Annotated in this window: 25 protein-coding genes and 1 riboswitch; of the genes, 21 read left to right on the top strand and 4 right to left on the bottom strand. The window is 46.2% G+C overall.

What is annotated here, in order from left to right; translation table 11 throughout:
- The first annotated feature begins 9 nt into the window (after window positions 1-9).
- From AC4PGZ_RS11235 to AC4PGZ_RS11225, 3 genes are read left to right on the top strand one after another with little or no spacing between them, the layout of a single operon-like run.
- Window positions 10-1,209 carry a bifunctional 3,4-dihydroxy-2-butanone-4-phosphate synthase/GTP cyclohydrolase II gene (locus AC4PGZ_RS11235; protein ID WP_492158710.1) on the top strand — a complete coding sequence of 400 codons (1,200 nt, stop codon included), beginning with the start codon at window positions 10-12 and terminating at the stop codon, window positions 1,207-1,209.
- Window positions 1,210-1,238: 29 nt separating this feature from the next.
- Complete coding sequence (gene ribH / locus AC4PGZ_RS11230; protein ID WP_492158709.1) at window positions 1,239-1,706, top strand: 6,7-dimethyl-8-ribityllumazine synthase; 468 nt, start codon at window positions 1,239-1,241, stop codon at window positions 1,704-1,706.
- 1 nt (window position 1,707) lies between these two features.
- Window positions 1,708-2,352, top strand: a complete 645-nt coding sequence (locus AC4PGZ_RS11225; protein WP_492158708.1) for an HAD family hydrolase — start codon at window positions 1,708-1,710, stop codon at window positions 2,350-2,352.
- An 11-nt stretch (window positions 2,353-2,363) separates the two neighbouring features.
- On the opposite strand, the gene AC4PGZ_RS11220 is transcribed toward AC4PGZ_RS11225, so the two are convergent.
- Window positions 2,364-3,056: a hypothetical protein gene (locus tag AC4PGZ_RS11220; RefSeq protein WP_492158707.1), complete on the bottom strand. Its 693-nt coding sequence runs from the start codon at window positions 3,054-3,056 to the stop codon at window positions 2,364-2,366.
- Window positions 3,057-3,275: 219 nt separating this feature from the next.
- Window positions 3,276-3,386, top strand: a riboswitch (TPP riboswitch).
- A gap of 61 nt (window positions 3,387-3,447) precedes the next feature.
- Between AC4PGZ_RS11220 and AC4PGZ_RS11215 the strand changes: the two genes are divergently transcribed.
- The 4 genes from AC4PGZ_RS11215 to AC4PGZ_RS11200 all read left to right on the top strand — a co-directional run bounded on the left by AC4PGZ_RS11215 (window position 3,448) and on the right by AC4PGZ_RS11200 (window position 6,379).
- Window positions 3,448-3,750 carry a thiamine-binding protein gene (locus tag AC4PGZ_RS11215; RefSeq protein ID WP_492158706.1) on the top strand — a complete coding sequence of 101 codons (303 nt, stop codon included), beginning with the start codon at window positions 3,448-3,450 and terminating at the stop codon, window positions 3,748-3,750.
- Complete coding sequence (locus AC4PGZ_RS11210) at window positions 3,719-4,504, top strand: ABC transporter permease (protein ID WP_492158705.1); 786 nt, start codon at window positions 3,719-3,721, stop codon at window positions 4,502-4,504. The genes AC4PGZ_RS11215 and AC4PGZ_RS11210 overlap by 32 nt, the downstream gene beginning before the upstream one ends.
- Before the next feature lie 75 nt (window positions 4,505-4,579).
- Entirely contained in the window at window positions 4,580-5,590 is a 1,011-nt protein-coding gene (locus AC4PGZ_RS11205; RefSeq protein WP_492158704.1) for an ABC transporter substrate-binding protein, read from the top strand.
- A 48-nt stretch (window positions 5,591-5,638) separates the two neighbouring features.
- The gene (locus AC4PGZ_RS11200; RefSeq protein ID WP_492158703.1) at window positions 5,639-6,379 is read left to right on the top strand and encodes an ABC transporter ATP-binding protein; all 741 of its coding nucleotides are present in this window, start codon (window positions 5,639-5,641) and stop codon (window positions 6,377-6,379) included.
- Window positions 6,380-6,474: 95 nt separating this feature from the next.
- Here the strand turns inward: AC4PGZ_RS11200 and AC4PGZ_RS11195 are convergent, their stop codons facing one another.
- The 3 genes from AC4PGZ_RS11195 to AC4PGZ_RS11185 all read right to left on the bottom strand — a co-directional run bounded on the left by AC4PGZ_RS11195 (window position 6,475) and on the right by AC4PGZ_RS11185 (window position 9,040).
- A complete protein-coding gene (locus tag AC4PGZ_RS11195) occupies window positions 6,475-7,080 on the bottom strand; it encodes an acetate uptake transporter (protein WP_492158702.1) in 606 nt (201 codons plus the stop codon).
- A 164-nt stretch (window positions 7,081-7,244) separates the two neighbouring features.
- The gene (locus tag AC4PGZ_RS11190) at window positions 7,245-8,303 is read right to left on the bottom strand and encodes a branched-chain amino acid aminotransferase (RefSeq protein ID WP_492158701.1); all 1,059 of its coding nucleotides are present in this window, start codon (window positions 8,301-8,303) and stop codon (window positions 7,245-7,247) included.
- Window positions 8,304-8,386: 83 nt separating this feature from the next.
- Entirely contained in the window at window positions 8,387-9,040 is a 654-nt protein-coding gene (locus tag AC4PGZ_RS11185; RefSeq protein WP_492158700.1) for a M48 family metallopeptidase, read from the bottom strand.
- A gap of 176 nt (window positions 9,041-9,216) precedes the next feature.
- Here AC4PGZ_RS11185 and AC4PGZ_RS11180 point away from each other — a divergent pair, with 176 nt between their 5' ends.
- From AC4PGZ_RS11180 to AC4PGZ_RS11115, 14 genes are all read left to right on the top strand, one after another.
- Complete coding sequence (locus AC4PGZ_RS11180) at window positions 9,217-9,798, top strand: HD domain-containing protein (protein WP_492158699.1); 582 nt, start codon at window positions 9,217-9,219, stop codon at window positions 9,796-9,798.
- A gap of 32 nt (window positions 9,799-9,830) precedes the next feature.
- The gene (gene mnmE / locus AC4PGZ_RS11175) at window positions 9,831-11,225 is read left to right on the top strand and encodes a tRNA uridine-5-carboxymethylaminomethyl(34) synthesis GTPase MnmE (protein ID WP_492158698.1); all 1,395 of its coding nucleotides are present in this window, start codon (window positions 9,831-9,833) and stop codon (window positions 11,223-11,225) included.
- A gap of 75 nt (window positions 11,226-11,300) precedes the next feature.
- Complete coding sequence (gene mnmG / locus AC4PGZ_RS11170; RefSeq protein WP_492158697.1) at window positions 11,301-13,211, top strand: tRNA uridine-5-carboxymethylaminomethyl(34) synthesis enzyme MnmG; 1,911 nt, start codon at window positions 11,301-11,303, stop codon at window positions 13,209-13,211.
- A gap of 27 nt (window positions 13,212-13,238) precedes the next feature.
- Window positions 13,239-14,033 carry a 16S rRNA (guanine(527)-N(7))-methyltransferase RsmG gene (gene rsmG, locus AC4PGZ_RS11165; protein ID WP_492158696.1) on the top strand — a complete coding sequence of 265 codons (795 nt, stop codon included), beginning with the start codon at window positions 13,239-13,241 and terminating at the stop codon, window positions 14,031-14,033.
- Window position 14,034: 1 nt separating this feature from the next.
- On the top strand, window positions 14,035-14,793 hold the full coding sequence (locus AC4PGZ_RS11160; RefSeq protein WP_492158695.1) for a ParB/RepB/Spo0J family partition protein: 759 nt from the start codon (window positions 14,035-14,037) through the stop codon (window positions 14,791-14,793).
- A gap of 32 nt (window positions 14,794-14,825) precedes the next feature.
- Entirely contained in the window at window positions 14,826-15,989 is a 1,164-nt protein-coding gene (locus tag AC4PGZ_RS11155) for an aminotransferase class V-fold PLP-dependent enzyme (RefSeq protein WP_492158694.1), read from the top strand.
- Window positions 15,990-15,999: 10 nt separating this feature from the next.
- Window positions 16,000-17,169 (top strand): DUF5711 family protein, encoded by a 1,170-nt coding sequence (locus AC4PGZ_RS11150; RefSeq protein ID WP_492158693.1) that lies wholly within the window; start codon window positions 16,000-16,002, stop codon window positions 17,167-17,169.
- Between the two features lie 27 nt (window positions 17,170-17,196).
- Window positions 17,197-17,745 (top strand): hypothetical protein, encoded by a 549-nt coding sequence (locus tag AC4PGZ_RS11145; protein ID WP_492158692.1) that lies wholly within the window; start codon window positions 17,197-17,199, stop codon window positions 17,743-17,745.
- 27 nt (window positions 17,746-17,772) lie between these two features.
- Window positions 17,773-18,396: a sulfurtransferase-like selenium metabolism protein YedF gene (gene yedF, locus AC4PGZ_RS11140; RefSeq protein ID WP_492158691.1), complete on the top strand. Its 624-nt coding sequence runs from the start codon at window positions 17,773-17,775 to the stop codon at window positions 18,394-18,396.
- 33 nt (window positions 18,397-18,429) lie between these two features.
- Window positions 18,430-19,488, top strand: coding sequence for an aldo/keto reductase (locus tag AC4PGZ_RS11135; RefSeq protein ID WP_492158690.1), 1,059 nt, complete (start codon window positions 18,430-18,432; stop codon window positions 19,486-19,488).
- Window positions 19,489-19,515: 27 nt separating this feature from the next.
- Window positions 19,516-19,767 carry a putative Se/S carrier protein gene (locus AC4PGZ_RS11130; protein WP_492158689.1) on the top strand — a complete coding sequence of 84 codons (252 nt, stop codon included), beginning with the start codon at window positions 19,516-19,518 and terminating at the stop codon, window positions 19,765-19,767.
- Window positions 19,768-19,776: 9 nt separating this feature from the next.
- Window positions 19,777-19,992 carry a DUF951 domain-containing protein gene (locus tag AC4PGZ_RS11125; RefSeq protein WP_492158688.1) on the top strand — a complete coding sequence of 72 codons (216 nt, stop codon included), beginning with the start codon at window positions 19,777-19,779 and terminating at the stop codon, window positions 19,990-19,992.
- Window positions 19,989-20,834 carry a bifunctional 5,10-methylenetetrahydrofolate dehydrogenase/5,10-methenyltetrahydrofolate cyclohydrolase gene (locus AC4PGZ_RS11120; RefSeq protein WP_492158687.1) on the top strand — a complete coding sequence of 282 codons (846 nt, stop codon included), beginning with the start codon at window positions 19,989-19,991 and terminating at the stop codon, window positions 20,832-20,834. Before AC4PGZ_RS11125 ends, AC4PGZ_RS11120 begins: the two co-directional genes overlap by 4 nt.
- 26 nt (window positions 20,835-20,860) lie before the next feature.
- Window positions 20,861-21,658, top strand: a complete 798-nt coding sequence (locus AC4PGZ_RS11115; protein ID WP_492158686.1) for an EcsC family protein — start codon at window positions 20,861-20,863, stop codon at window positions 21,656-21,658.
- Window positions 21,659-21,845: the final 187 nt, after the last annotated feature.

Raw genomic sequence — 21,845 nt, 5'->3', positions numbered from 1 at the left:
GGATAAGAGATGTTTAAATTCAACACTATAGAAGAGGCGCTTGAGGATCTCAGACAGGGAAAGATAATAGTAGTGACAGACGATGAGGACAGAGAAAATGAGGGAGACTTCATATGCGCAGGCGAATTTGCCACCACGGAGAACATAAACTTCATGGCTATCCATGGAAAAGGACTCATATGCATGCCTATGAGCAGAGAGCTTGCAGACAGGCTTGATTTTCATCAGATGGTCACAAGAAACACAGACAATCATGAAACTGCATTCACTGTATCGGTGGATCACGTGGACACTACTACAGGAATATCCGCAGCAGAAAGATCGGTCACAGCCCTCAAGATACTTGAAGACGGGGCAAAGCCGGAGGATTTCAGGAGGCCTGGCCATATGTTCCCTCTTATAGCGAAGGATAACGGAGTGCTTGCACGAAACGGACATACAGAGGCGACTGTGGACCTTATGAAGATGGCAGGCCTAAAGCCATGCGGGCTCTGCTGCGAGATAATGAGAGAGGACGGCACCATGATGAGGACTCCGGAGCTCATGGAGCTTGCTCAGAGGTTTGGGTTCAAGTTCATAACGATAAAGGCGCTTCAGGATTACAGAAAGCGGTTTGACAACCTTGTGGAGAGGGTGGTAGAGACCAAAATGCCACTTATCCACGGAGAATTCAGGGCGATAGGGTATATAAACAGGCTAAACGGCGAGCACCACGTGGCGCTCGTAAAGGGAGATATTACAGATGGTGAGCCTGTGCTTTGCAGGGTTCATTCCGAGTGTCTCACGGGAGACTGCTTCGGATCTCTCAGATGTGACTGTGGCCAGCAGTTTGATGCGGCTATGGCACAGATCGAGAAAGAGGGCAGAGGCGTGATGCTCTACATGAGGCAGGAAGGCAGGGGCATAGGCCTCATAAACAAGCTTAAGGCCTATGCGCTTCAGGACACTGGCCTGGACACGGTCGAAGCAAACCTTGCACTCGGCTTTGAGGAAGACCTCAGAGAATACTATATAGGAGCTCAGATACTGAGGGACCTCGGCATAAAGAAGCTGAATCTGCTGACAAACAATCCGAAGAAGATCGATGGGCTTTCCGAATTTGGGATAGAGATAACAGAGAGAGTGCCTATCCAGATGGAAGCTACGGAGCACGACCATTTCTATCTCAAGACCAAGCAGGACAAGATGGGACACATGATGCATTTTTAATATTAAATTAAATCTAAAGGAGAGAAAACATGAAAACATACGAAGGAAATCTGGTATCAAGAGGAATAAAGGTAGGGATAGTTGCGGCGAGGTTCAATGAATTCATAGTTTCAAAGCTCATATCAGGCGCAACCGACGGGCTTGTGCGTCATGACGTCAGGGAAGAGGACATAGAGATAGCATGGGTACCGGGCGCATTTGAGATTCCGCTGATAGCTTCGAAGATGGCAAAGTCAGGAAAGTATGATGCAGTCATATGCCTTGGGGCCGTAATAAGAGGGGCTACCACCCACTATGACTATGTATGCAGCGAGGTTACAAAGGGGATCGCAAGCGTGTCTCTTGGAGCGGACATACCGGTTATGTTCGGGATACTGACTACGGAAAACATCGAGCAGGCTATAGAAAGAGCGGGAACAAAAGCGGGAAACAAAGGATATGACTGTGCCATGGGAGCAATCGAGATGGTAAACCTGATAAGGAAAATAGAGCAGTAAAATGAAGGGCGTGATTTTTGATTATGACGGCACCCTGCATGAGAGCATAAGGATATATTCACCGGCATTTAGAAGAGCCTACGAATATCTGGCAGCCAAAGGGCATGCGCCTCAGAGAGAATGGAGCGACATCGAGATAGGAAGGTGGCTCGGGTACAGCAGCAGGGACATGTGGAATGAGTTCATGCCGGGACTGGATGAAGATACGGTGCAGCACTGCAGCGCCCTGATAGGAGAGGCAATGCTCGAGCTCACGGCAGGCGGAAAGGCAAGGCTCTACGAAGGCAGCCTTGAGACCCTGGAGCTGCTTAAGAACAGAGGCTACAGGCTGATATTTCTAAGCAACTGCAAGACCAGCTATATGAACGCGCACATACAGGCTTTTCATCTGGACAGATATTTTGACGGGTTTTACTGTACCCAGCAGTATGACTTTGCACCAAAGCATGAGATATTCAGCCATATAATTTCTGAGCACCCGGCGGTCTATACCGTTGCCGGGGACCGTTTCCAGGACATGGAGATAGCGAAGAAACACCATCTCCTGTCCATAGGCTGCAACTATGGCTATGGGGAGCCGCATGAGCTTGAAGATGCTGACTTCAGGATTTCTGACATAAGAGAGCTCGGGGACATACTAAAGTAGGCGCTTGTCTGCTAAATTCCGCTGTAGCCCTCGGGGATTTCAAACATGTCAGGAGTGACATTTTCGGAGAACTCCGTGATTTCCATCATTACCGTTTCTACTGGATTGGTATTGAGGACAGCATGGAGTTTTTTGTCATCTTCAGTGTCAAAAAAGAACTTCAGCTTGCCTATGTCATAGCTGTATTCTTCGTATTTCATGGTCCTTCCGTCTATTATCTCCTCACCCTCGGAACTGAACTCCAGAGATTCTCCGTTTATCATGCTGGTTTCCATGTTGGACATTGTTCCGGTGATGTAGCTGCGGGATTCATCGTCGACCATGAAAGCGGTATCGCCCCTGGTTATTATGTGACTTTTTGAGCCTTCCGCCTGGATTATCCAAAGTGAATTTTCGCCTTCTCTTGCAATGGTCACGTCTGAGAATATGTCCTCAGGATCCAGATCCACAACTCCCCTGAACTTTAGGACGTATCTTCCGCTCTTAAGAAGCTCTACGTATGGATTTGAGAGCAGCTTTGAGGTATCGACCTGCGCGGCATCCTCTGAAGCAGTATCCTCGGGAGCGGTCTCTCCGGAGATGGCATCCTCTGAAGCGGCATCTTCAGACACCTGATTTTCGGTAGCGGCATCATCCTTGCTGCATCCTGCAAGTGAGAGGCTCATAGTTAATATGATCATAAGAAAATACAATATTTTTTTCATTGATTGCAAACCTTCCTTTATATAGGACATTTCAAATATATAATTAACGAATTTCAAATCATGTCATTCATTCCGTGTTTTTAATATGGTAACAAATAGATATTCTATCATATTATCGGCAGAAATCAAACCCGATTATTAAAAAATGGAAATTAATTTATGCCGCATGGACAACAGGCATTGACCAAAGCCTTCATGAGTGCTACAATCAGAGTATATCGATATAATACAGGGAGCTGATGCGAAATCGGCTGAGATAGGAGTTAGCGCACTCCTGACCTTAGACCTGATCCAGGTAATGCTGGCGTAGGAAAAATAAATTGAGAAATTTTTTCTGCGCAGGCTCAGCTTGCGTATTTTTTATTTATAAATAAATGAAATGGAGAACAGTATGAAACAACCGGAAGCAAGTATTGCAATACAGGTACTTCCTGCAGTCGAGGGAGAAAAGGTGATAGAGGTAGTGGACAAGGTGATCGAATATATAAAGTCCACCGGACTCAACACTTATGTGGGACCTTTTGAGACCACGGTAGAAGGTGATTTTGAAAAGCTTATGGAGATAGTGAAGCAGTGCCAGATAATATGCATACGCGAGGGTGCTCCGAGCGTTATGTCATATGTAAAGATAGCCTTCAATCCCGAGGCGGGGGTGTGGTCAATTGACAAAAAAGTTAAGAAGCATCACGAATAACATCCATTCGATTGTCTTCATGGCGGTGATAGTGCTCATATGGCATCTGGTATGCCGATTTGAGCTGGTGCCGGGATTCATGCTTCCTTCACCAGAAAGCGTGGCAATCGCTCTTTTCAGGGACGCATCTCTGCTGATGGATCACGCGGCAATATCTCTCACGGAGGCTTTTGCAGGGCTTTTTCTGAGCATCATCTTTGCCCTTCTGCTCGCAGTTGCTATGAATGAGTCGGAGTTTATCAGAAAGACGCTGTATCCTGCGGTAATAATAACGCAGACAGTGCCTGCGATAGCAATGGCTCCGCTTCTTGTGCTCTGGATGGGCTATGGCATGGCGCCAAAGATAGTGCTCATATTCATCACGTGCTTCTTTCCTATGACGGTGAGCACCCTTGGAGGGCTTATGTCCGTGGATGAGGATATAATAAGGCTTTTCAGGTCCATGGGGGCAGGAAGGCTAAAGATACTCCTGTGGGTAAAGCTGCCCTCGGCTATGGAAAGCTTCTTTTCAGGACTCAGGCTCGCGGTTTCATATTCGATAGTTGGCGCGGTAATAGCGGAGTGGCTAGGTGGAAATGGCGGGCTTGGCGTATACATGACCCGTGTGAGAAAGTCCTATGCGTTCGACAGGATGTTTGCGGTAATAATATTCATAAGCATACTGAGCCTGATACTGATCAAGCTGGTGGACATGATACAGAAAAAAAGCATGCCATGGAAGAGCATCAGGGAGAAATCGGAGCAGGGAGACTGATTATAAACGAGACAGATAAGATAAAAATAACGGACAGTTATAATACAACTGATAACAGGACAAGGAGAAAATGACATGAAATTCTGGAAAAAACTTGCAAGCGCAGCGCTTGCGGCTTCAATGGTGATTGCACTCGGAGCATGCTCGGGAGGAGACTCGGACGGAGGAGCTTCAGACGCAGCAGAGCTTAAAAAGGTTACATTCGTGCTCGACTGGACCCCGAACACGAACCATACAGGGGTATATGCAGCCATTGAGAACGGATATTATCAAGAAGCAGGACTTGAGGTGGAGATAATACAGCCTCCGGAAGACGGAGCGCTTGCTGCAGTAGGTACAGGGCATGCGCAGTTTGGCGTGGATTTTCAGGAATCCCTGGCAGTAGCGCTCACAGCGGAGCAGCCTGTTCCGGTTACTGCAGTCGCAGCGGTACTGGATCACAATACTTCGGGAATAATCTCCATGAAGGACAAAGGAATAGACAGCTTTGACAAGCTTGAAGGAAAGACATATGCTACCTGGGACATGCCATCGGAAAAGGCAATCATAAAGCAGGTAATGACTGATGCAGGCGCAGATTATGAGAAGCTGAACATGGTGCCTCACCCTGGATCAGATGCGCTTTCGCTCATGCAGACAGATGTAGACGCCGTATGGGTATATGAAGGATGGGACGTTATGATGGCAGAGCTTGCGGGGATAGAGTACAACTATATTCCTTTTGCAAACCAGTCTCCTGTGCTTGATTTCTATACTCCGGTAATAGTTGCCAGCAACGACTTCCTGGATTCTGATCCGGATACGGCAAAGGCATTCATGAGCGCTACGGCAAAGGGATATGAATTCGCTGCGCAGAACCCTTCTCAGGCAGCTGAAATACTGGTAAAGCATGTGCCTGAGCTTTCACCGGACCTTGTTAAAAAAAGTCAGGAGTATCTCGCTCAGCAGTATATGGGTGAAAAATCAGCCTGGGGAGCGATTGACGAAGAAAGATGGAGCGCATTCTATGGCTGGATGTTCGAGCAGGGCCTGATTCCAAGAGAGCTTGGAAATGAAGGCTTTACAAACGAGTACCTTCCTCAGTAGAAAGCATCGGCAGCTGCCGTATTTTGCAAAAAGAAATGGAGCGCAGACATGGCTTTTTTTGAAGCGGAAAATATATATAAATCCTATGACGGAGAGCCCATACTGGATAATGTGACGGTCAGGCTTGAAAAAGGAGAGCTGGTGTCCCTGCTTGGTGAAAGTGGTATAGGAAAGACGACGCTTTTCAACATAATGTCGGGGCTTGAAAATCCTGACAGCGGGAAAGTGAGCCTTGATGGAAATGACGTGACTGGAATACCGGGAAAGATAAGCTACATGCAGCAGAAAGACCTGCTTCTGCCTTTTCTGACCATAATAGATAATGTCAGCATTCCACTCAGGATAAAGGGCGTGAGCAAATCAGAGGCCAGAAGGACGGCAACGGAATATATACAGGAGTTCGGACTCGATGGGGCAGAGCACAAGTATCCTGTCCAGCTTTCGGGAGGGATGCGTCAGAGGGCTGCATTTCTGAGATCATATCTGTATTCGGACAATGTGATGCTCCTGGATGAGCCCTTCAGCGCGCTTGATTCCATCACGAAATCAGCTATGCACAAGTGGTACAGAAAGGTGTCTGATCTTCACGGGACCACAACCTTCTTCATAACGCATGATATTGATGAAGCGCTGCTGCTGTCGGACAGGATATATATAATGGAGGGGCCTGTCGGGCATATAACGAGAGAATTCAGTGTCGCAGGAGGCAGGGACAGAGGTGCGGAGTTTGCCATGACTGAGGAATTCATACAGCTCAAGAAGCAGATCATGGAATATATTAAAGGATAGTCTATGTCATAATTATTTATGATAATGCATAAATCCCTGCTGAAAGCATAACGCTTTTAGCAGGGATTTATCTGTCTTATTGAAAGATCATTATTTTATTTAAATATTCCGAACGGCTTTCCAACTGGAAGGAAAGTTTTTCCAAAGTGGTTGTTAAGCACGTTTGCGCCGCATCCGTAGAAAGAAAGGATAGCTATAAGAAGCTCAGAGTAAGCTGCAAGGCTGTGCATTGCGTGCTCCGCTATTCCAAGGTTTGAAAGCGCAAGTCCGAGGAAGAGGAAATCTATCAGTACGAAGATGAAGAACAGTACCTTGTTAGTTTCCATCGCTCCGATAGTCATGAAGAGCGTAAATATCAGATAACCTAAAAATGCGAATCCGAACTGCTTTGGATCTGCAGCAGCTGCAAGTGTTTCTCCAAAAACTCCGTTCTGGATCATCCATGACATTGCCATAGCGAACCAGAAGAATGCGTATGCTCCAAAAGCAGTAGCGCCAAAGTGGTTGTTATGCTTGAAATCATTTATGCAGGCAACAAGCTGAGCAGCAGCTCCTAAAAATATTGCCCATGGGATAACAAGTGATACCCCAGATGTGAGACCCAGTTTCTGAGAAGACGCAACAAGTGTAACCATTGCGAGTCCAAAAAGTCCGATAGCCGAAGGGTCAGCTACAACTATCTTAACCTTACTTTCGTTCATGATACCTCCGAATAATAATATAATTTTTAATAATGCAAAAAATGCATGCCATCAAACTTTACCAAATTTATGTACGCTTGTCAACAACAATTATGAACAATTTTAAAAAAAGCACCTCCATTGGATGAAGGTGCTCTGGATATTATATTTACATATGCTGAATATTATTCACAAACAACTATCCAGCCCTCTGGAGCTTCTACTTCTCCAAACTGGATTCCTGTAAGCGTCTCATAAAGCTTCTTAGTAACAGGGCCAACCTCTGTCTCGCTGTGGAATACGTGCATCTTGCCGTTGTGAGAGATTCCGCCTATCGGAGATATAACAGCTGCAGTACCACATGCGCCCGCCTCTGCGAACTCGTCAAGATTGTCTATGAGGACGTCTCTTTCTTCAACTTCCATTCCAAGATATTCCTTTGCAACATGCATAAGTGAATATTTAGTTATACTTGGAAGTATAGATGGTGAGAATGGAGTAACGAACTTGTTGTCCTTTGTTATTCCAAAGAAGTTTGCAGCGCCTACTTCTTCTATTTTTGTGTGAGTCGCAGGGTCAAGGTAGATACAGTCTGCAAAACCACTGTTAACAGCAAGCTGATGAGGATAAAGGCTTCCTGCATAGTTTCCTCCAACCTTTGCCGCGCCTGTTCCGTGTGGAGCAGCTCTGTCGAATTCAGATGTGATAAAGTTTACAGGAGTCATTCCACCCTTGAAGTAAGCTCCAACCGGCATGCAGAATACTGCGAATATATATTCAGGAGCAGGTTTTACTCCTATGTTCTCTCCAACTCCGATGAGCATCGGTCTCAGGTAAAGTGTAGCTCCTGTGCCGTATGGCGGAACCCACTTCATGTTTGCCTTGACTACCTGAACGCAGGCATCTATGAATTTCTCAACAGGAACCTGAGGCATAAGCAGTCTGTCTGCACTGTTGTTCATTCTCTTTGCATTCTGATCAGGTCTGAAAAGCTGAACCTTGCCTTCTTTTGTCGTGTAAGCCTTAAGGCCTTCAAAAGACTGCTGACCATAGTGAAGCGCCGTAGCACATTCTTCTATGTATAATCTGTTGTCTTCAACAAGAGCTCCGTCGTCCCATTTGCCATCCTTATATCTTGAAACATATCTGAAGTCTGTTTTAAGATAGCTGAACCCAAGATTTTTCCAGTCGATATTTACTTTTTCCATTTTAATTTCCTCCTTTGGATAAATAGCTGATAACAATATAATGCCACACTTTTTAAATAAAATCTATATTAAAGCGTTAAAACAGCAGGAAATTTTTATGAGCATCTGTTTTTTGATTATCATATGCTCATGAAAGGTCCGAATCTTGCGAGGTACTCCTGATGCTCCTGGTACTGCGGATCATATGCGCCTACTTTTCGCCAGAAGGACCTGTCGTGGTTGAGGTGGAGTATGTGGCAGAGCTCATGGATTATCACGTAATCTATCACTTCCTGCGGAGCCATGGAAAGGCGGTAATTGAAAGTGAGCTCTCTGAGTGAATTGCAGGTTCCCCAGGTGGCGGGGGAATCCACGATAGACACGCTCTTTGACTTTACGCCGATGATGCCTTCGAAATGCCTGACTCTTTTTTTAACTATTTCGCCTGTCTTTGATACATAAAACTTCTTAATCATCTCCTGAGCTTTCTCATCCGAATCCGGGATCTCTCCTATTATCTCAGAGAGGCTGCATGCATACCCGAGATACAGAAAGGTTTCTTCGCCCTCATAGCGCTTCTCCCTGGATATATATCTCCTGTTTTCAAGCTTCTCAAGCACTTTCAGGATTTCACTTGAATTGGATATCACGAAATCTGTTATATCGCTCGCCTGCGTCTTTGGAGGAGCCTTTACCGTGACATATCCTTCCGGCGTTATATCCAGGCTCAGCTTCTTTCTCTTTGAATATTCGACATTAAATACAACTTCTCTGCCTTTTATTTCAATCTGCATATCTGATTCTCCGGCTATAATAAAAACAAAACAATCCCATACAGATATATTATATCAGAATATTGCCTTCAGAAAATGCTCAGATATGGAAATCATGAATCAAAGATGATATAATGAAGGGTAACGACAGAACATGACTTTAAAACTATAAAATTAATATAAAAGGAGAACCCGATATGGATACTACGGTTAATATGGACAGAGAAAAGGCGTTTGAGCTTCTTGAAAAATATGTTTCCACTCCGCACATAAAGATACATTCACTTGCTACAGAGGCCGTGATGCGGGCGCTTGCGACGAGGCTATCTCCGGGAGACGAGCAGATGTGGGCAGTGGCAGGGCTTCTTCACGATCTTGACGAGGACTGCTGCGACTGGCGAAACGACATGTCCACGCATGGGCCAAAGAGCATAGAGATACTGAAGGAACACAATTTCGGTAACGAAGATATTTACAATGCAATACTGGCGCACAATCCGGAGAATGGAAAGAAGCCGGAGACGAAATTTGAGATAGCGATGTACGCGGGAGATCCTATAACTGGATTCATAAATGCCATAGCGCTTGTATATCCAGATAAAAAGATAGGCAGCGTGAAGGTAAAATCGATAATAAAGAGGATGAAGGAAACCAGATTTGCCGCAGGAGCAAACAGGGAGGCCATGATGGCGATCGAAAAGACCGGGATCCCATTCGCCGAGTTTGCTGAGATTTCGCTCAACGCGATGCAGGAGATAGCAGAAGATCTGGGCCTTTAAAGTAACGGCTTTTGAAAGAACAGGAGAACAAGATGTATATAGATGATACGATTGCCGCCATTGTGACTGCACCGGGAGAAGCCGGAGTAGGCATAATCAGGGTGAGCGGCAGGAATGCGCTCGAGTGCGTTAACCGCATATTCGAGCCCGCAAGGCCAGGAGTAAGGCTTGAAGAAAAGGTAAGATACATGACGCTCGGGCATATAGTAGATAGATCAGATGCCTCTCAGAAAAAGACCGTAGACGAGGTGCTGTGCGTATACATGAAGGCACCGTACACATATACGAGAGAAGATGTGGTCGAGATAAACTGTCACGGTGGTTACCTGAGCCTGAGAAAGACGCTTGAGCTTGTCCTGAAAAACGGGGCGAGGCTTGCTGAAAGAGGAGAATATACAAAGAGAGCGTTTCTGAACGGCAGGATAGACCTGTCCCAGGCGGAAGCGGTAATGGATATAATAACTGCAAAGACCGGAAAGAGCCATGAGCTATCCCAGCGGCAGCTTGAAGGAAAGCTTTCAGGAAAGCTCTCCGAGATAAGACACGCAGTCACGGCAGACCTTGCGAGGATAACCGTAGCCGTGGATTTCCCCGAAGAAGACGAGCCGGAGGTTACCTACGCGGAGCTCATAGAGAGCACGCAGAATCACCTACAGGAGATAGAGCGGATGGTTCAGAGCTTTGAGGCAGGAAAGATATACAGGGACGGCCTCAGGACGGTAATCATAGGAAAGCCGAACGTGGGCAAATCCTCACTTCTCAACGGCATACTGAAGGAAAACAGGGCAATAGTGACTGACATAGCAGGCACTACAAGAGACATAATAGAAGAATACCTTACTCTTGACGGGATACCGATAAGGCTCGTGGACACGGCGGGAATAAGATCCACCGATGACGTGGTAGAGAAGATAGGGGTTGAGCGCTCAAAGGAGTCCATCGAAAACGCGGACCTAGTGATCCTGATGCTCGACCGCTCAAGAGAGCTCGACCGCGAGGACATTGACATAATAGACATCGCTAAGGACAAGAAGCTCATAGTCATAATAAACAAGCAGGACCTTGAGAGCAGGCTCGACGAAGAGACCGTCAGGCAGCACCTTGAGACAGGCAGCATAATCCATGCCTCTGTGATAAACAATCAGGGGATAGATGAGCTCAAGGCCATGATAAAACATATGGTAGAGGGGCAGGGACTCACTGCGGACAATGATTACATGATAAACAACGTCCGCCACAAGAATGCCCTCGAAAGAGCGGCAAAGGCTTGCGAGGATGCGCTTGAGTCGCTTTCTGCAGAGCTTCCGCTGGACATAATAGAGACGGATTTCAAGAATATATGGGACTATCTCGGAGAGATAACAGGAGATACCACGTCAGAAACCCTTCTGGATACCATATTTGCAAACTTCTGCATAGGGAAATAAAGCTTCACAGCTATATTTCGGATGCAGTACTGATTAAAAAATCGATTTATTTACAGATAGAATTTTGGAGGAAAAATGTATTTTGATGCAGAAAAATATGACATTATAGTTGTCGGAGCAGGTCACGCAGGCTGCGAAGCCGCGCTTGCGAGTGCGAGGATGGGAAAAAAGACCCTGATGATAACTCTGTCACTTGACACCATAGCGCACATGCCGTGCAATCCGGCTATAGGCGGAACAGGAAAGAGCCAGCTCGTAAGGGAGATTGATGCTCTTGGCGGAGAAATGGGTAGGAATATAGACAGGACATTCATACAGTCGAGGACCCTCAATGCCTCAAAAGGACCGGCGGTTCAGTCGGTAAGAGCTCAGGCGGACAAGGTCAGATACCACGTCGAGATGAAGAAGGTCATGGAGAACACTCCAAATCTGGATCTCGTGATGGATGAGGCGGTCTCGCTTATACATGAGAATAGCAAGGTAAAGGGAGTAAGGACGAAGCAGTTCTGCCAGTACCTGGCCGATGCAGTCATACTCTGTACAGGAGTATTCCTCAACGGAAGGATTTATATGGGAGAAGTCAATTTCCCGTCAGGCCCTATAGGACAGCCAAATGCGCCGTACCTCAGCGACAGCCTGCTTGAGCTTGGACTTCCGCTGAGAAAGTTCAAGACAGGAACTCCGGCCAGAGTCCATGGAGATTCCATAGATTTCAGCAAAATGGAGATACAGCACGGAGATGATGACATAGTGCCATTTTCATTCATGACGGAAAAGGTAGAGGAGATGGATCAGGTTCCATGCTATCTCACAAGGACCACTACGAGGACCCATGACATAATAAGAGAAAACCTCAGCCGCTCGGCAGTATATGGCGGCATGATAGAGAGCACAGGTCCAAGGTACTGCCCATCGATAGAGGACAAGGTAGTCAGATTTTCTGAAAAGCAGAGCCACCAGTTCTTCGTGGAGCCGGAAGGAAGAGATACTAAGGAATACTATATCCAGGGCTTTTCGACCTCGCTTCCATATGAGATACAGCTTGAGATATATCACAGCGTTACAGGACTTGAAAATGCAAAGCTCATGAGGCCCGCATACGCCATAGAGTACGACTGCATAGATCCGCTTCACCTTATGCCTTCGCTTGAGGTGATGTCGGTAGAAAATCTCTTCAGCGCGGGGCAGTTCAATGGCACCAGCGGCTATGAGGAGGCAGCGGCTCAGGGGCTCATGGCAGGAATAAACGCCGTGAGAAAGCTTGACGGCATGGACCCCATTATATTCGACAGGGCTACCGCATATATAGGAGTTCTGATAGACGATCTCGTCACAAAGGGGACCAATGAGCCATACAGGATGATGACCTCAAGGTCAGAGTACCGCCTGCTTCTGAGGCAGGACAATGCAGACCTCAGGCTGACTCAGACAGGAAGAGATATAGGTCTCGTGGATGATGAGAGATACTCGAGATTCCTTGAGAAGAAATATGAGATAGAAAAAGAGATGAAAAGGCTCGAAGAAGAGAAGATAAAGCCTTCGGAGGCAAGGGGGCTGCTTGAGGAAATCGGCGCATCGCCGCTCAACAACACCATTTCCCTGGCAGACTTCATAAAGAGGCCTGAGATAAACTATGAGATACTGAAAAAGCTCGGGAAGTACGATGGAAGCCTCAACTGGCAGGTAACTGAACAGTGCGAGGTCCAGCTCAAATATGACGGGTATATAAAGAAGCAGGTACAGCAGGTTGAGTCATACCGAAAGCTTGAAAAGAGAATGATCCCAAGGGACATGGATTTTTCAGCAATAGACGGCCTCAGACTCGAGGCAAAGCAGAAGCTCGAGGCCATAAAGCCGCTGAACATAGGGCAGGCAAGCAGGATATCAGGAGTTTCGCCGGCAGACATATCGGTGCTCCTCGTATACCTTCAGGCATATAACAGAGAAAACGAACCTACCATGGAAAGCTACCATCCGCAGGACTGATATCCTGTAAGAGAAAGAGAGGCACAGATGAAAGAAGCTAAGGAAATCATAAGATATGATCAGGAAGTGCTCGACGAGATACTGATAAGCGGCCTTGAGAAGCTGGGACTTCTTGCAAGGGAAAACGACAAGATCGCAAGAGAGCTGTGCATGGACTTTGCGCTCTATAAGGACAGGCTCCTCGAATACAATTCGCACACGAACCTTACCGCTATAACAGATGAAAAAGAAGTATATATAAAGCATTTCCTGGATTCACTTTCGGCATTCAGGGCAATGGAGATGGCAAAAAAGAAGGTGGAGCTTCCGGAAGGAGCGAGCATAATAGACGTAGGGACAGGCGCAGGATTTCCTTCGCTTCCGATGAAGATATTCAGAAGAGATCTTCATCTCACTCTGCTCGATTCCCTCAACAAAAGAATAAAGTTCCTTCAGGAGGTATGTGAATCCCTTGAGCTTGAAGATACGCTTTGCCTTCACCAGAGAGCCGAGGAAGGCGCGAGGATGGAAGACCACAGGGAAGCCTATGACATGGCAGTATCCAGGGCAGTTGCTCAGCTGCCTGCGCTTCTTGAATACTGCATCCCATACGTAAAGGTCGGAGGATATTTCGTATGCCTCAAGGGCCCAGCCGTGGAGGATGAGATAAAGCTGAGCGAAAGAGCGCTGAAGGTGCTGAAGTCTGAGATAATAGAGGTCGTGGATGTGGAGATACCGCACAGCGAGCTGAGCCATAAGGTAGTAATAATAAGAAAGAATGGAAAGACAGACAAGGCGTATCCGAGAAAAGCCGGAAAGCCAAGCAAGGAGCCGCTGATCTAAGATGAACCAGATAACAGAGATAGCCCTTGAAGACATAATAAGGGATGAAGCCCAGCCAAGAAAGCACTTTGACAAAAGCGAGCTCTGTGAGCTGGCGGACTCGATAAAGAAATACGGCCTGCTTCAGCCCATAATAGTAACGAGGGATGAAAGCCAGGATAAATACACTATAATTGCGGGTGAGAGAAGATACAGATCCAGTGTCATCGCCGGTATGAAGACCATAAAGGCTCTTGTGAGGAGCCGCGAGGACAAATCGGAGATCGCGCTCATAGAAAACCTTCAGAGAAGGGACCTGAACAAGATAGAGGAAGCAAGTGCCATAAAGCGCATCATGGAAGAAAAGAAGTATACTCAGGAACAGGTTGCCGAGATACTGTCAAAAAGCAGGCCCTACATCGCAAACAGCCTGAGACTTCTCAGTCTGAGTCCTGATATCCAGAAAGCCCTGATAGACGAGAGAATATCGGATGCCCATGCCAGGGTGCTTGCCGGGATAAAGGAAGAACGTGAAAAGCAGAGGCTGCTGGAGAAGATAATAAACGAAAAGCTTTCCGTAAGGGAAGCTGAAAAACAGAGCAGAGATCTGAGGCAGAAGAAGGACATATTTCTTGAAAGCGCTCTGGTGGAGCTCGAAGACAGCCTGGGAACAAAGGTATACACAAAGGGAAGCGAAAAAAGCGGGACACTGTGCATCAGCTATCACAGCGGGTCACAGCTTGGAGATATAATTGAAAAATTGCTCGAGACGTTCAGATAAAACAGCTGACGCCTCAGAAAAGGAGAAATGTCATGATATATTTGGATAACTCAGCGACAACCTTTCCGAAACCGGAATCAGTGATTGAGGCTATCTCGGGATTCATGAGAAATACCTGCGCAAATCCGGGCAGGAGCGGTCATAAGATGGCTCAGGAGACAAACAGGGAGATACTGATGGCAAGGATGGAGCTTTCTGAGCTCCTTGGAGTTCAAAACCCCATGCAGACAGTGTTTACGAAAAATGCATCAGAGGCGCTCAATATGGCAATAAACGGATATCTGAGCCAGGGAGACCATGTGGTAACATCATGCATGGAGCACAACTCGGTGCTCAGGCCGCTGCACTTCCTTGAAGAAGAGGGTTTTATAACCCTTACGATAGTGGACAGCGATGATGAGGGATTTGTGCATGCGAAGGACATTCAAAAGGCCATAAACTGGGAGACCTCACTCGTGGCAGTTACCCATGCGAGCAATCTCACGGGGAGCATAAACGACATTGAAGAGATAGCGGACATGATAAGAAAAGAAAACGAGAGCAGAACAGGCAACAGGATAGCCCTTCTTGTGGATGCGGCTCAGACGGCTGGCTTTGCGGATATAGATATGACGGAGATGGGGATAGACCTGCTCGCGGGTGCAGGGCACAAATGCCTCTATGGCCCGACGGGAACAGGATTCCTGTGCGTGAATGAGCATATAAAGCTCAGACCGGTCTATCGCGGAGGGACAGGAAGCATATCCGAATCCCTTGAACAGCCGGATTTCATGCCGGACATGCTCGAGACCGGAACCCTCAATGCCGCAGGAATAGCAGGGCTAAGGGCCGGAGTGTCATATATCAGGGAAAATGGCATCGAAAAGCTCAGAGAGAAGCAGCAAAGCCACATAGCAAGGCTGATAAGGGAGCTTTCATCTATAGACGGAGTTACACTTTTTGGCACAAGAAATGCTTCAAAAAGAGCGGGAGCGGTAGCTATAAACATAAGAAACAGGGATTCTCAGGAGATAACGCATCTTCTCAGCAGTGAATATGATATAGCGACAAGAGGCGGCAAGCACTGCGCTCCTCTTGCACACACAAGGATGGGCACTCTCGAGCAGGGAATGGTAAGGATAAGCGTATCAAGCTTTACAACGGATAATGATATAGAGAGCGTGATACAGGCCGTAAGAGAGCTCGCGCAGGAATAAAGAGGTTCAGATGGATAAGGAAAAGATAGACAGCGTTCTGGAAGAGTTTCTGAAGCAGCAGGAGCTGCAGGCAGAGCGGGAGCGAAAAAAACAGGAGCTGGAGCTGAAAAAAGAAAGGCGTCAGAAGATATTCAACAGGGCAAAGATCATCCTCGCCGTGATTCTCATCTTTGCAGCACTCATATTCAACCCCTACAACATAAGGAAGATGAAGGATTATCGTCAGCAGCAGAGACCGAGGGAAGAATACCAGATGACCTGGAACTACTCGCAGGGCATGGAGGTCATCCCGTTTGGTCAGGACATACTAATATATGATTCTTCAAACCTCAGGCTGCTCAAGCTTTCGGGCGAGGAAATCTTCAATGTTAACCTTGCTCTTGACAGCTGGACTCTGGAGGTATCGGACAAAAACATATATCTTCTGGACAAGGTGGAAAAGACGCTGTATTTCATTTCCTCAAAGGGAGAATTCAAAAACAATGTGCAACTTTCGAACATACCTCAGAAGATAGTCGCAGGGAAAAACGGAGCAATCGCCGTATACTACAGGACAGAGGTTGGCGTCGAGGGGACTGTGTTTTTCAGCAGTGAAGGAAAACAGATAGCGGATCTCAACTTCCCGAAGGTAAGCATAACGAAGGTGATGGTGAACGACCAGAACCAGTTCACGGTACATGGGGTATACCGCATGGCACCGTCTCTTACGAGCAACATGTATCATTATTCTTCAGAAGGCAATCTTATATATTCTTCGGAGATAAAGGACGCCATAGTAATAGATCAGCTGGACATGAAGGACAGGTATATGCTCGTCGACATAAACAACCTTATAATGATGAAAAAGAACACCAACGAAGAGATGTTTCGCATAAGCTCTGCGATACCTTTCATATCGGTACAGCTTCACGAGGACAAAATCTATGCTCTGGACAGGAGAAACAAGCTCACGGTCATAAACCCCGATGGGACCATAGCGGATGAAAAGTATTTCCAGAGTGACTTTGAAGGCATAACCTGGCTGGATGGAGAGATGATTTTCTACAGCAGGGACTATATAAAGAACTCCCAGACTCAGCTCAAATTCCCCAAACCGATAGAAAAGGTAATACATGTCGGAAATCATCTGGGCGTTGTAATGAAGGGCGAGATCAGGCTGATGAACAGGATAGTGCAGTAATTTTGATATTAGATTGGAGAGAAGACGTTGAACAGTTTGGACATTGCATTTGGCATATATGCACTGACTCAGATATACAGAGGGTTCAGGCTCGGGTTCAGGCGCATGCTCTATGATACAGTAAAGTGGGTAATGATATTTGGCGGGGCAGGCCTTGGATACAGATTTCTCATGCCCCTTCTGATAAGACAAGAGAAGTACATCGAGATGTCAGCGGATGTAAACAAAAGCGTTCTCGGATTTATAAGCAAGACCTTTGAAGGAAGCGAAGGAAACCTCATAGCTGACTTCATACTTACCATTTCTCAGGATGCAAGCTTTGACAGGGTGGCCGTGTTCCTGATACTCATGATAATAGCAAGCCTCATTGCAAGGGCGCTCATCGTGGGCAGCTTCTGGAAATCCGGAAGCGAAGCAAAGATTCTCGGAGCGGCATTTGGATTTGTAAAGGCTTCTATATATACAATAATAGTTATGATGCTGCTTTCAGGAGTCATGAACATAGTGAATCCGGAAGGTTTCTACAGGTGGCAGATGGAAAGCAGGATATTAGATTATGTTAACCTTGTTTTTTAGAGATTTCGAAGGAGAATAGGAGAGAGTATGAAAACGACATTGGATCTTAAAGGGATGGCATGCCCAAAACCGGTGCTTGAGACACAGAAGGCATTCAAGAACCCTGAAATCACAGAATTTGAAGTCATAGTAGACAACACTTCAGCAAGAGAGAATCTAAAGAGGCTGGCAGCGAGCAAGGGATACAGATGCGATGTGTCAGAAGAGGGAAGCATAATAACGGTTACGATAAGAAGAGAAGCAGCGCTTGCCGTGGAAACTGACGGTCAGGAATATGTGGCGGCCTGCGACATAGATGCAGGAGATTCGATTACAGCGGGCAGGGTTCTCATGATAAAGAACGAATTCCTGGGAGATGGAAATGACGAACTCGGGAAGGTGCTGATGAAAGGCTTCCTTTATACTGTCACAGAAACAAAGCCATACCCTGAGAAGGTAGTGCTTCTGAATTCGGCGATAAAGCTGTCCACGATAAACGAAGAAACAGTAGTGCATCTTAAAAAGCTTGAAGAAGCAGGCACTAAGATATATAGCTGCGGAACCTGTCTCAACTACTATGATCTGGCAGATCAGCTTAAGGTAGGAGTTACAGGAAACATGTATGACGTGGTTGATTCGCTCATGTCCACTTCAGACAGGATAATATTATAGTACTTAAAGAGTTGATTGCTTAAGGAGAAGACGATGATAGAATTCGGAAATACCGGGATGAAGGTAAACAGGCTTGGATTTGGAGGAATCCCGATACAGAGGATAGATCAGCAGGGAGCAAATGAGCTGCTGGCCTTCATAAGAGAATCGGGAATAAATTTTCTGGATACGGCAAGGGCATACGGCCAGAGCGAGACCTATATAGGAGAAGCCATAAAAGGCATGAGAGACAGCTTTTATCTTGCAACTAAATCCATGTCCAGAGACTATGAGGGAATGAAAACGGATATCGAAAAAAGCCTGAGCGAGCTTCAGACGGATCACATAGACCTTTATCAGATACACAATGTGCAGTTTGCAGAGATTGAAAAGGTTATGTCAGAAGACGGAGCATACAGGGCGCTTTCAGAAGCCAGAGAGCAGGGAAAGATAAGGCATATAGGAATAACGACGCATACACTCGAAAGTCTTGAAAAAATAGTGGAGATGGGAACCGAGTTCTTTGCGAGCATACAGTTTCCATTCAACATAGTGGAATCCCAGGGAACGGAGCTTCTTACAAAAGCTCACGAAAAAGGCATGGGTACAATAATAATGAAGCCGCTTGCAGGTGGAGCCATAGAGGATCCGGAGCTTGCAGTAAGGTATATACTGGACAAGACATTTACGGACATAGTGATACCGGGGATGGGAGACATAGAAGAAGTAAGGCAGAACGTAGAGTCCGCAAAAGCCGTACTTGAGGCAGAAAACCATGAATTCAACGAGCAGGAGAGCCTAAGGATAGAAGAGATCAAGAAGGAGCTCACGGGAAACTTCTGCAGACGCTGCGGATACTGCAAGCCATGCCCACAGGGAATAGACATACCTCTGGCATTCCTTTCGGCAAGATACATGAAGAGATACAATCTCGCCGAGTGGGGATACGGAAGATATATGGCATCTCATATAGAGAAGGACGGAGAGCTCGCCTGTATAAGATGCGGCGCCTGCCTGCCTAAATGCCCATACTTCCTTCCTATACCTGATATGCTTGAGCAGGTATACAGAACGAAGATAGAGACCGATGCCGCAAGGAATGCCGGCAAATAAAATATACAGAAATGGAAAACATAAGATATGTATCTGATAAGCTTTAAATCGACCCATCACGCAATGATGATGGAAATGAAAGTAAAAGAGAAAAACCTCAAGGCGCTTACGATACCTACGCCCAGAGCCATAAGCAACAGCTGCGGGATGAGCATAAAGCTGATGGAGGAAGTAGAACTGGAAAAGCTTGTGGAGATAGTGGAAAAAGAAGACCTGAAGATACTTGGGATATTCAAGGTGGGAGACAATACCCTTGAAATGGTATATGAAGGAAGATAGGGAGGCAGTATGTACAAACCAATGAAGCTTGACCTTGGCGACAGAGTCACTACAAGGAAAAATCATCCATGTGGCGGCAATACCTTTGAGCTTACTAGAGTAGGAATGGACATAAGGATGAAGTGCGAGACCTGCGGAAAAGAAATATGGATTGCGAGACCAGAGCTCGAGCGAAGGATAAAGAAGCTTGAAAAAGCTCCCGGAAAGGAAGAGGTGCAGATATGAGCGCAAGAATCCTCAAAGGAAAACCGGTAGCAGATTCCATGCAGGCAGCTCTCAGCGAGAAAGCGCATGAGCTGAGGAAGAAAGGCATTATTCCAAAGCTGTGTATAATAAGGGTGGGCGAAAGAAGTGACGACATAGCCTATGAGACTGGCGCAGTAAAGAAGATGACCGCAACAGGCATAGAAGCAGACAGGGTGATACTCAATGCATCGTGCACTCAGGAAGAACTCGAAGAAGTCATGAAAGAAAAAAACAGTGACGAAGAAGTCCATGGCATACTCATGCTGAGGCCGCTCCCTGCACATCTTGACGAGAAAAAGATAACCCAGATGATATCTCCTGAAAAAGACGTCGACTGCATGAATCCGGCGACTCTCGCGGGAATATTCGAGCCTTCAGAGGGCCTTAAGACTCCATGCACTCCTCAGGCAGTAATAGAGATGCTCAGGTATTATGACATAGAGATGACAGGAAAGAAAGTCGCAGTTCTGGGAAGGTCAAGTGTTATAGGAAAGCCGGTAGCACTGCTTCTTCTCAATGAAAATGCCACAGTCACCATATGTCACTCAAAGACAGCTGACCTGAGAGAAACAGTCAGAGAAGCAGACATAGTCATATCTGCTATGGGCAGGGCAAAGATGATAGATGGATCCTACATCAGAGAAGGCGCGACCTTAATAGATGTGGGCATAAATACAGATGAAGACGGAAAGCTCTGCGGTGACGCGGATTTTGAAAGTGCAGAGAAAGTGGCAGGGGCCATCAGTCCTGTTCCGGGAGGAGTAGGAAGCGTGACCACTACGATACTTGCAAAAAATCTTCTTTCAGGAATATCAGAATAAGCTTGAGAGTCAAAGGAGGGTTTTGTATGAGCAGATTCATAAACAGGCAGATTGCGAAGCTGGATAAGAAGGAGCATAAAATGCTTCAGAAAAAATCATCAGGTTTTGTGCAGAAAAACATCGACAGCATATCGGAAAGACTCGAAGACAAAATTCCTCAGAATCTGAGGGATACGCTCGAAAATGCATTTGAAAAGGCATTCAGGCTGGTACTCGAAAAAGGAACCGGAGTAATCGAAAAAACATATTCAAAAGACAGAACGGCCTTTGAGCACGAGATAAACGATTTTGCCGTGGATGCAAACAAGCACAGGATGGCTGTCAGAAAGTACATGAAAAATATGGACAGGATATCCAGGAACAGCAGGATAGTTGGAAAAGGTCTGTCCTTTGCAGAAGGCGCGGGACTCGGGCTGCTCGGAATAGGAATCCCGGATATACCTGTGTTCATATCTGTGATGCTCAAGGGAATATACGAGACCGCAACGAGCTATGGCTACGAATATGACAGTCCTCAGGAAAGAATGTATATTCTCAAGCTCATACAGGCAGCCCTTTGCGAAGACGAAGATAAATACCTTAAGAACCATGAAGTCGACAGGTGGGCGGATGACATAAGAAAAAAACACTGGCACGGCGATCTTGAGAAGGAGATAAAGGATACCGCAAAGATACTCTCAGACAATATGCTTTTTGCAAAATTCATACAGGGATTGCCTATTGTAGGCGTTACAGGCAGCCTTTTCAACCTGAGCACATATTCAAAGGTTTCGGAATATGCGGCACTCAAATACAAAAAAAGATATCTTGAGAGCAAGAAATAAAAGGCGAAAATTACAGACAAAAAAGAGCGCGTCCCAGACATATTTTTTAGAATTTATGTTTGGGAATGCGTTTTCAGGGTATAAAACAGAAGTACACTAAAAAAATATACTGAAATAAATCAAAATAGTGCTTGACTTTTTTTCGGTATCGAAGTATACTAAGAAAGTCGCCAAAACAAAGCAACAC

This window comes from Proteocatella sp. QWL-06, assembly GCF_058684135.1.
This window is presented reverse-complemented; position numbering and strand designations above follow the sequence as displayed.

What these genes read in the sequence shown, in the direction of transcription:
- AC4PGZ_RS11235 (WP_492158710.1), top strand. Translation starts at nt 10, where the DNA reads ATGTTTAAATTCAACACTATAGAAGAGGCGCTTGAGGATCTCAGACAG.
- ribH (WP_492158709.1), top strand. Translation starts at nt 1,239, where the DNA reads ATGAAAACATACGAAGGAAATCTGGTATCAAGAGGAATAAAGGTAGGG.
- AC4PGZ_RS11225 (WP_492158708.1), top strand. Translation starts at nt 1,708, where the DNA reads ATGAAGGGCGTGATTTTTGATTATGACGGCACCCTGCATGAGAGCATA.
- AC4PGZ_RS11220 (WP_492158707.1), bottom strand. Translation starts at nt 3,056, where the DNA reads ATGAAAAAAATATTGTATTTTCTTATGATCATATTAACTATGAGCCTC.
- AC4PGZ_RS11215 (WP_492158706.1), top strand. Translation starts at nt 3,448, where the DNA reads ATGAAACAACCGGAAGCAAGTATTGCAATACAGGTACTTCCTGCAGTC.
- AC4PGZ_RS11205 (WP_492158704.1), top strand. Translation starts at nt 4,580, where the DNA reads ATGAAATTCTGGAAAAAACTTGCAAGCGCAGCGCTTGCGGCTTCAATG.
- AC4PGZ_RS11200 (WP_492158703.1), top strand. Translation starts at nt 5,639, where the DNA reads ATGGCTTTTTTTGAAGCGGAAAATATATATAAATCCTATGACGGAGAG.
- AC4PGZ_RS11195 (WP_492158702.1), bottom strand. Translation starts at nt 7,080, where the DNA reads ATGAACGAAAGTAAGGTTAAGATAGTTGTAGCTGACCCTTCGGCTATC.
- AC4PGZ_RS11185 (WP_492158700.1), bottom strand. Translation starts at nt 9,040, where the DNA reads ATGCAGATTGAAATAAAAGGCAGAGAAGTTGTATTTAATGTCGAATAT.
- AC4PGZ_RS11180 (WP_492158699.1), top strand. Translation starts at nt 9,217, where the DNA reads ATGGATACTACGGTTAATATGGACAGAGAAAAGGCGTTTGAGCTTCTT.
- mnmE (WP_492158698.1), top strand. Translation starts at nt 9,831, where the DNA reads ATGTATATAGATGATACGATTGCCGCCATTGTGACTGCACCGGGAGAA.
- mnmG (WP_492158697.1), top strand. Translation starts at nt 11,301, where the DNA reads ATGTATTTTGATGCAGAAAAATATGACATTATAGTTGTCGGAGCAGGT.
- rsmG (WP_492158696.1), top strand. Translation starts at nt 13,239, where the DNA reads ATGAAAGAAGCTAAGGAAATCATAAGATATGATCAGGAAGTGCTCGAC.
- AC4PGZ_RS11160 (WP_492158695.1), top strand. Translation starts at nt 14,035, where the DNA reads ATGAACCAGATAACAGAGATAGCCCTTGAAGACATAATAAGGGATGAA.
- AC4PGZ_RS11155 (WP_492158694.1), top strand. Translation starts at nt 14,826, where the DNA reads ATGATATATTTGGATAACTCAGCGACAACCTTTCCGAAACCGGAATCA.
- AC4PGZ_RS11150 (WP_492158693.1), top strand. Translation starts at nt 16,000, where the DNA reads ATGGATAAGGAAAAGATAGACAGCGTTCTGGAAGAGTTTCTGAAGCAG.
- yedF (WP_492158691.1), top strand. Translation starts at nt 17,773, where the DNA reads ATGAAAACGACATTGGATCTTAAAGGGATGGCATGCCCAAAACCGGTG.
- AC4PGZ_RS11135 (WP_492158690.1), top strand. Translation starts at nt 18,430, where the DNA reads ATGATAGAATTCGGAAATACCGGGATGAAGGTAAACAGGCTTGGATTT.
- AC4PGZ_RS11130 (WP_492158689.1), top strand. Translation starts at nt 19,516, where the DNA reads ATGTATCTGATAAGCTTTAAATCGACCCATCACGCAATGATGATGGAA.
- AC4PGZ_RS11125 (WP_492158688.1), top strand. Translation starts at nt 19,777, where the DNA reads ATGTACAAACCAATGAAGCTTGACCTTGGCGACAGAGTCACTACAAGG.
- AC4PGZ_RS11120 (WP_492158687.1), top strand. Translation starts at nt 19,989, where the DNA reads ATGAGCGCAAGAATCCTCAAAGGAAAACCGGTAGCAGATTCCATGCAG.
- AC4PGZ_RS11115 (WP_492158686.1), top strand. Translation starts at nt 20,861, where the DNA reads ATGAGCAGATTCATAAACAGGCAGATTGCGAAGCTGGATAAGAAGGAG.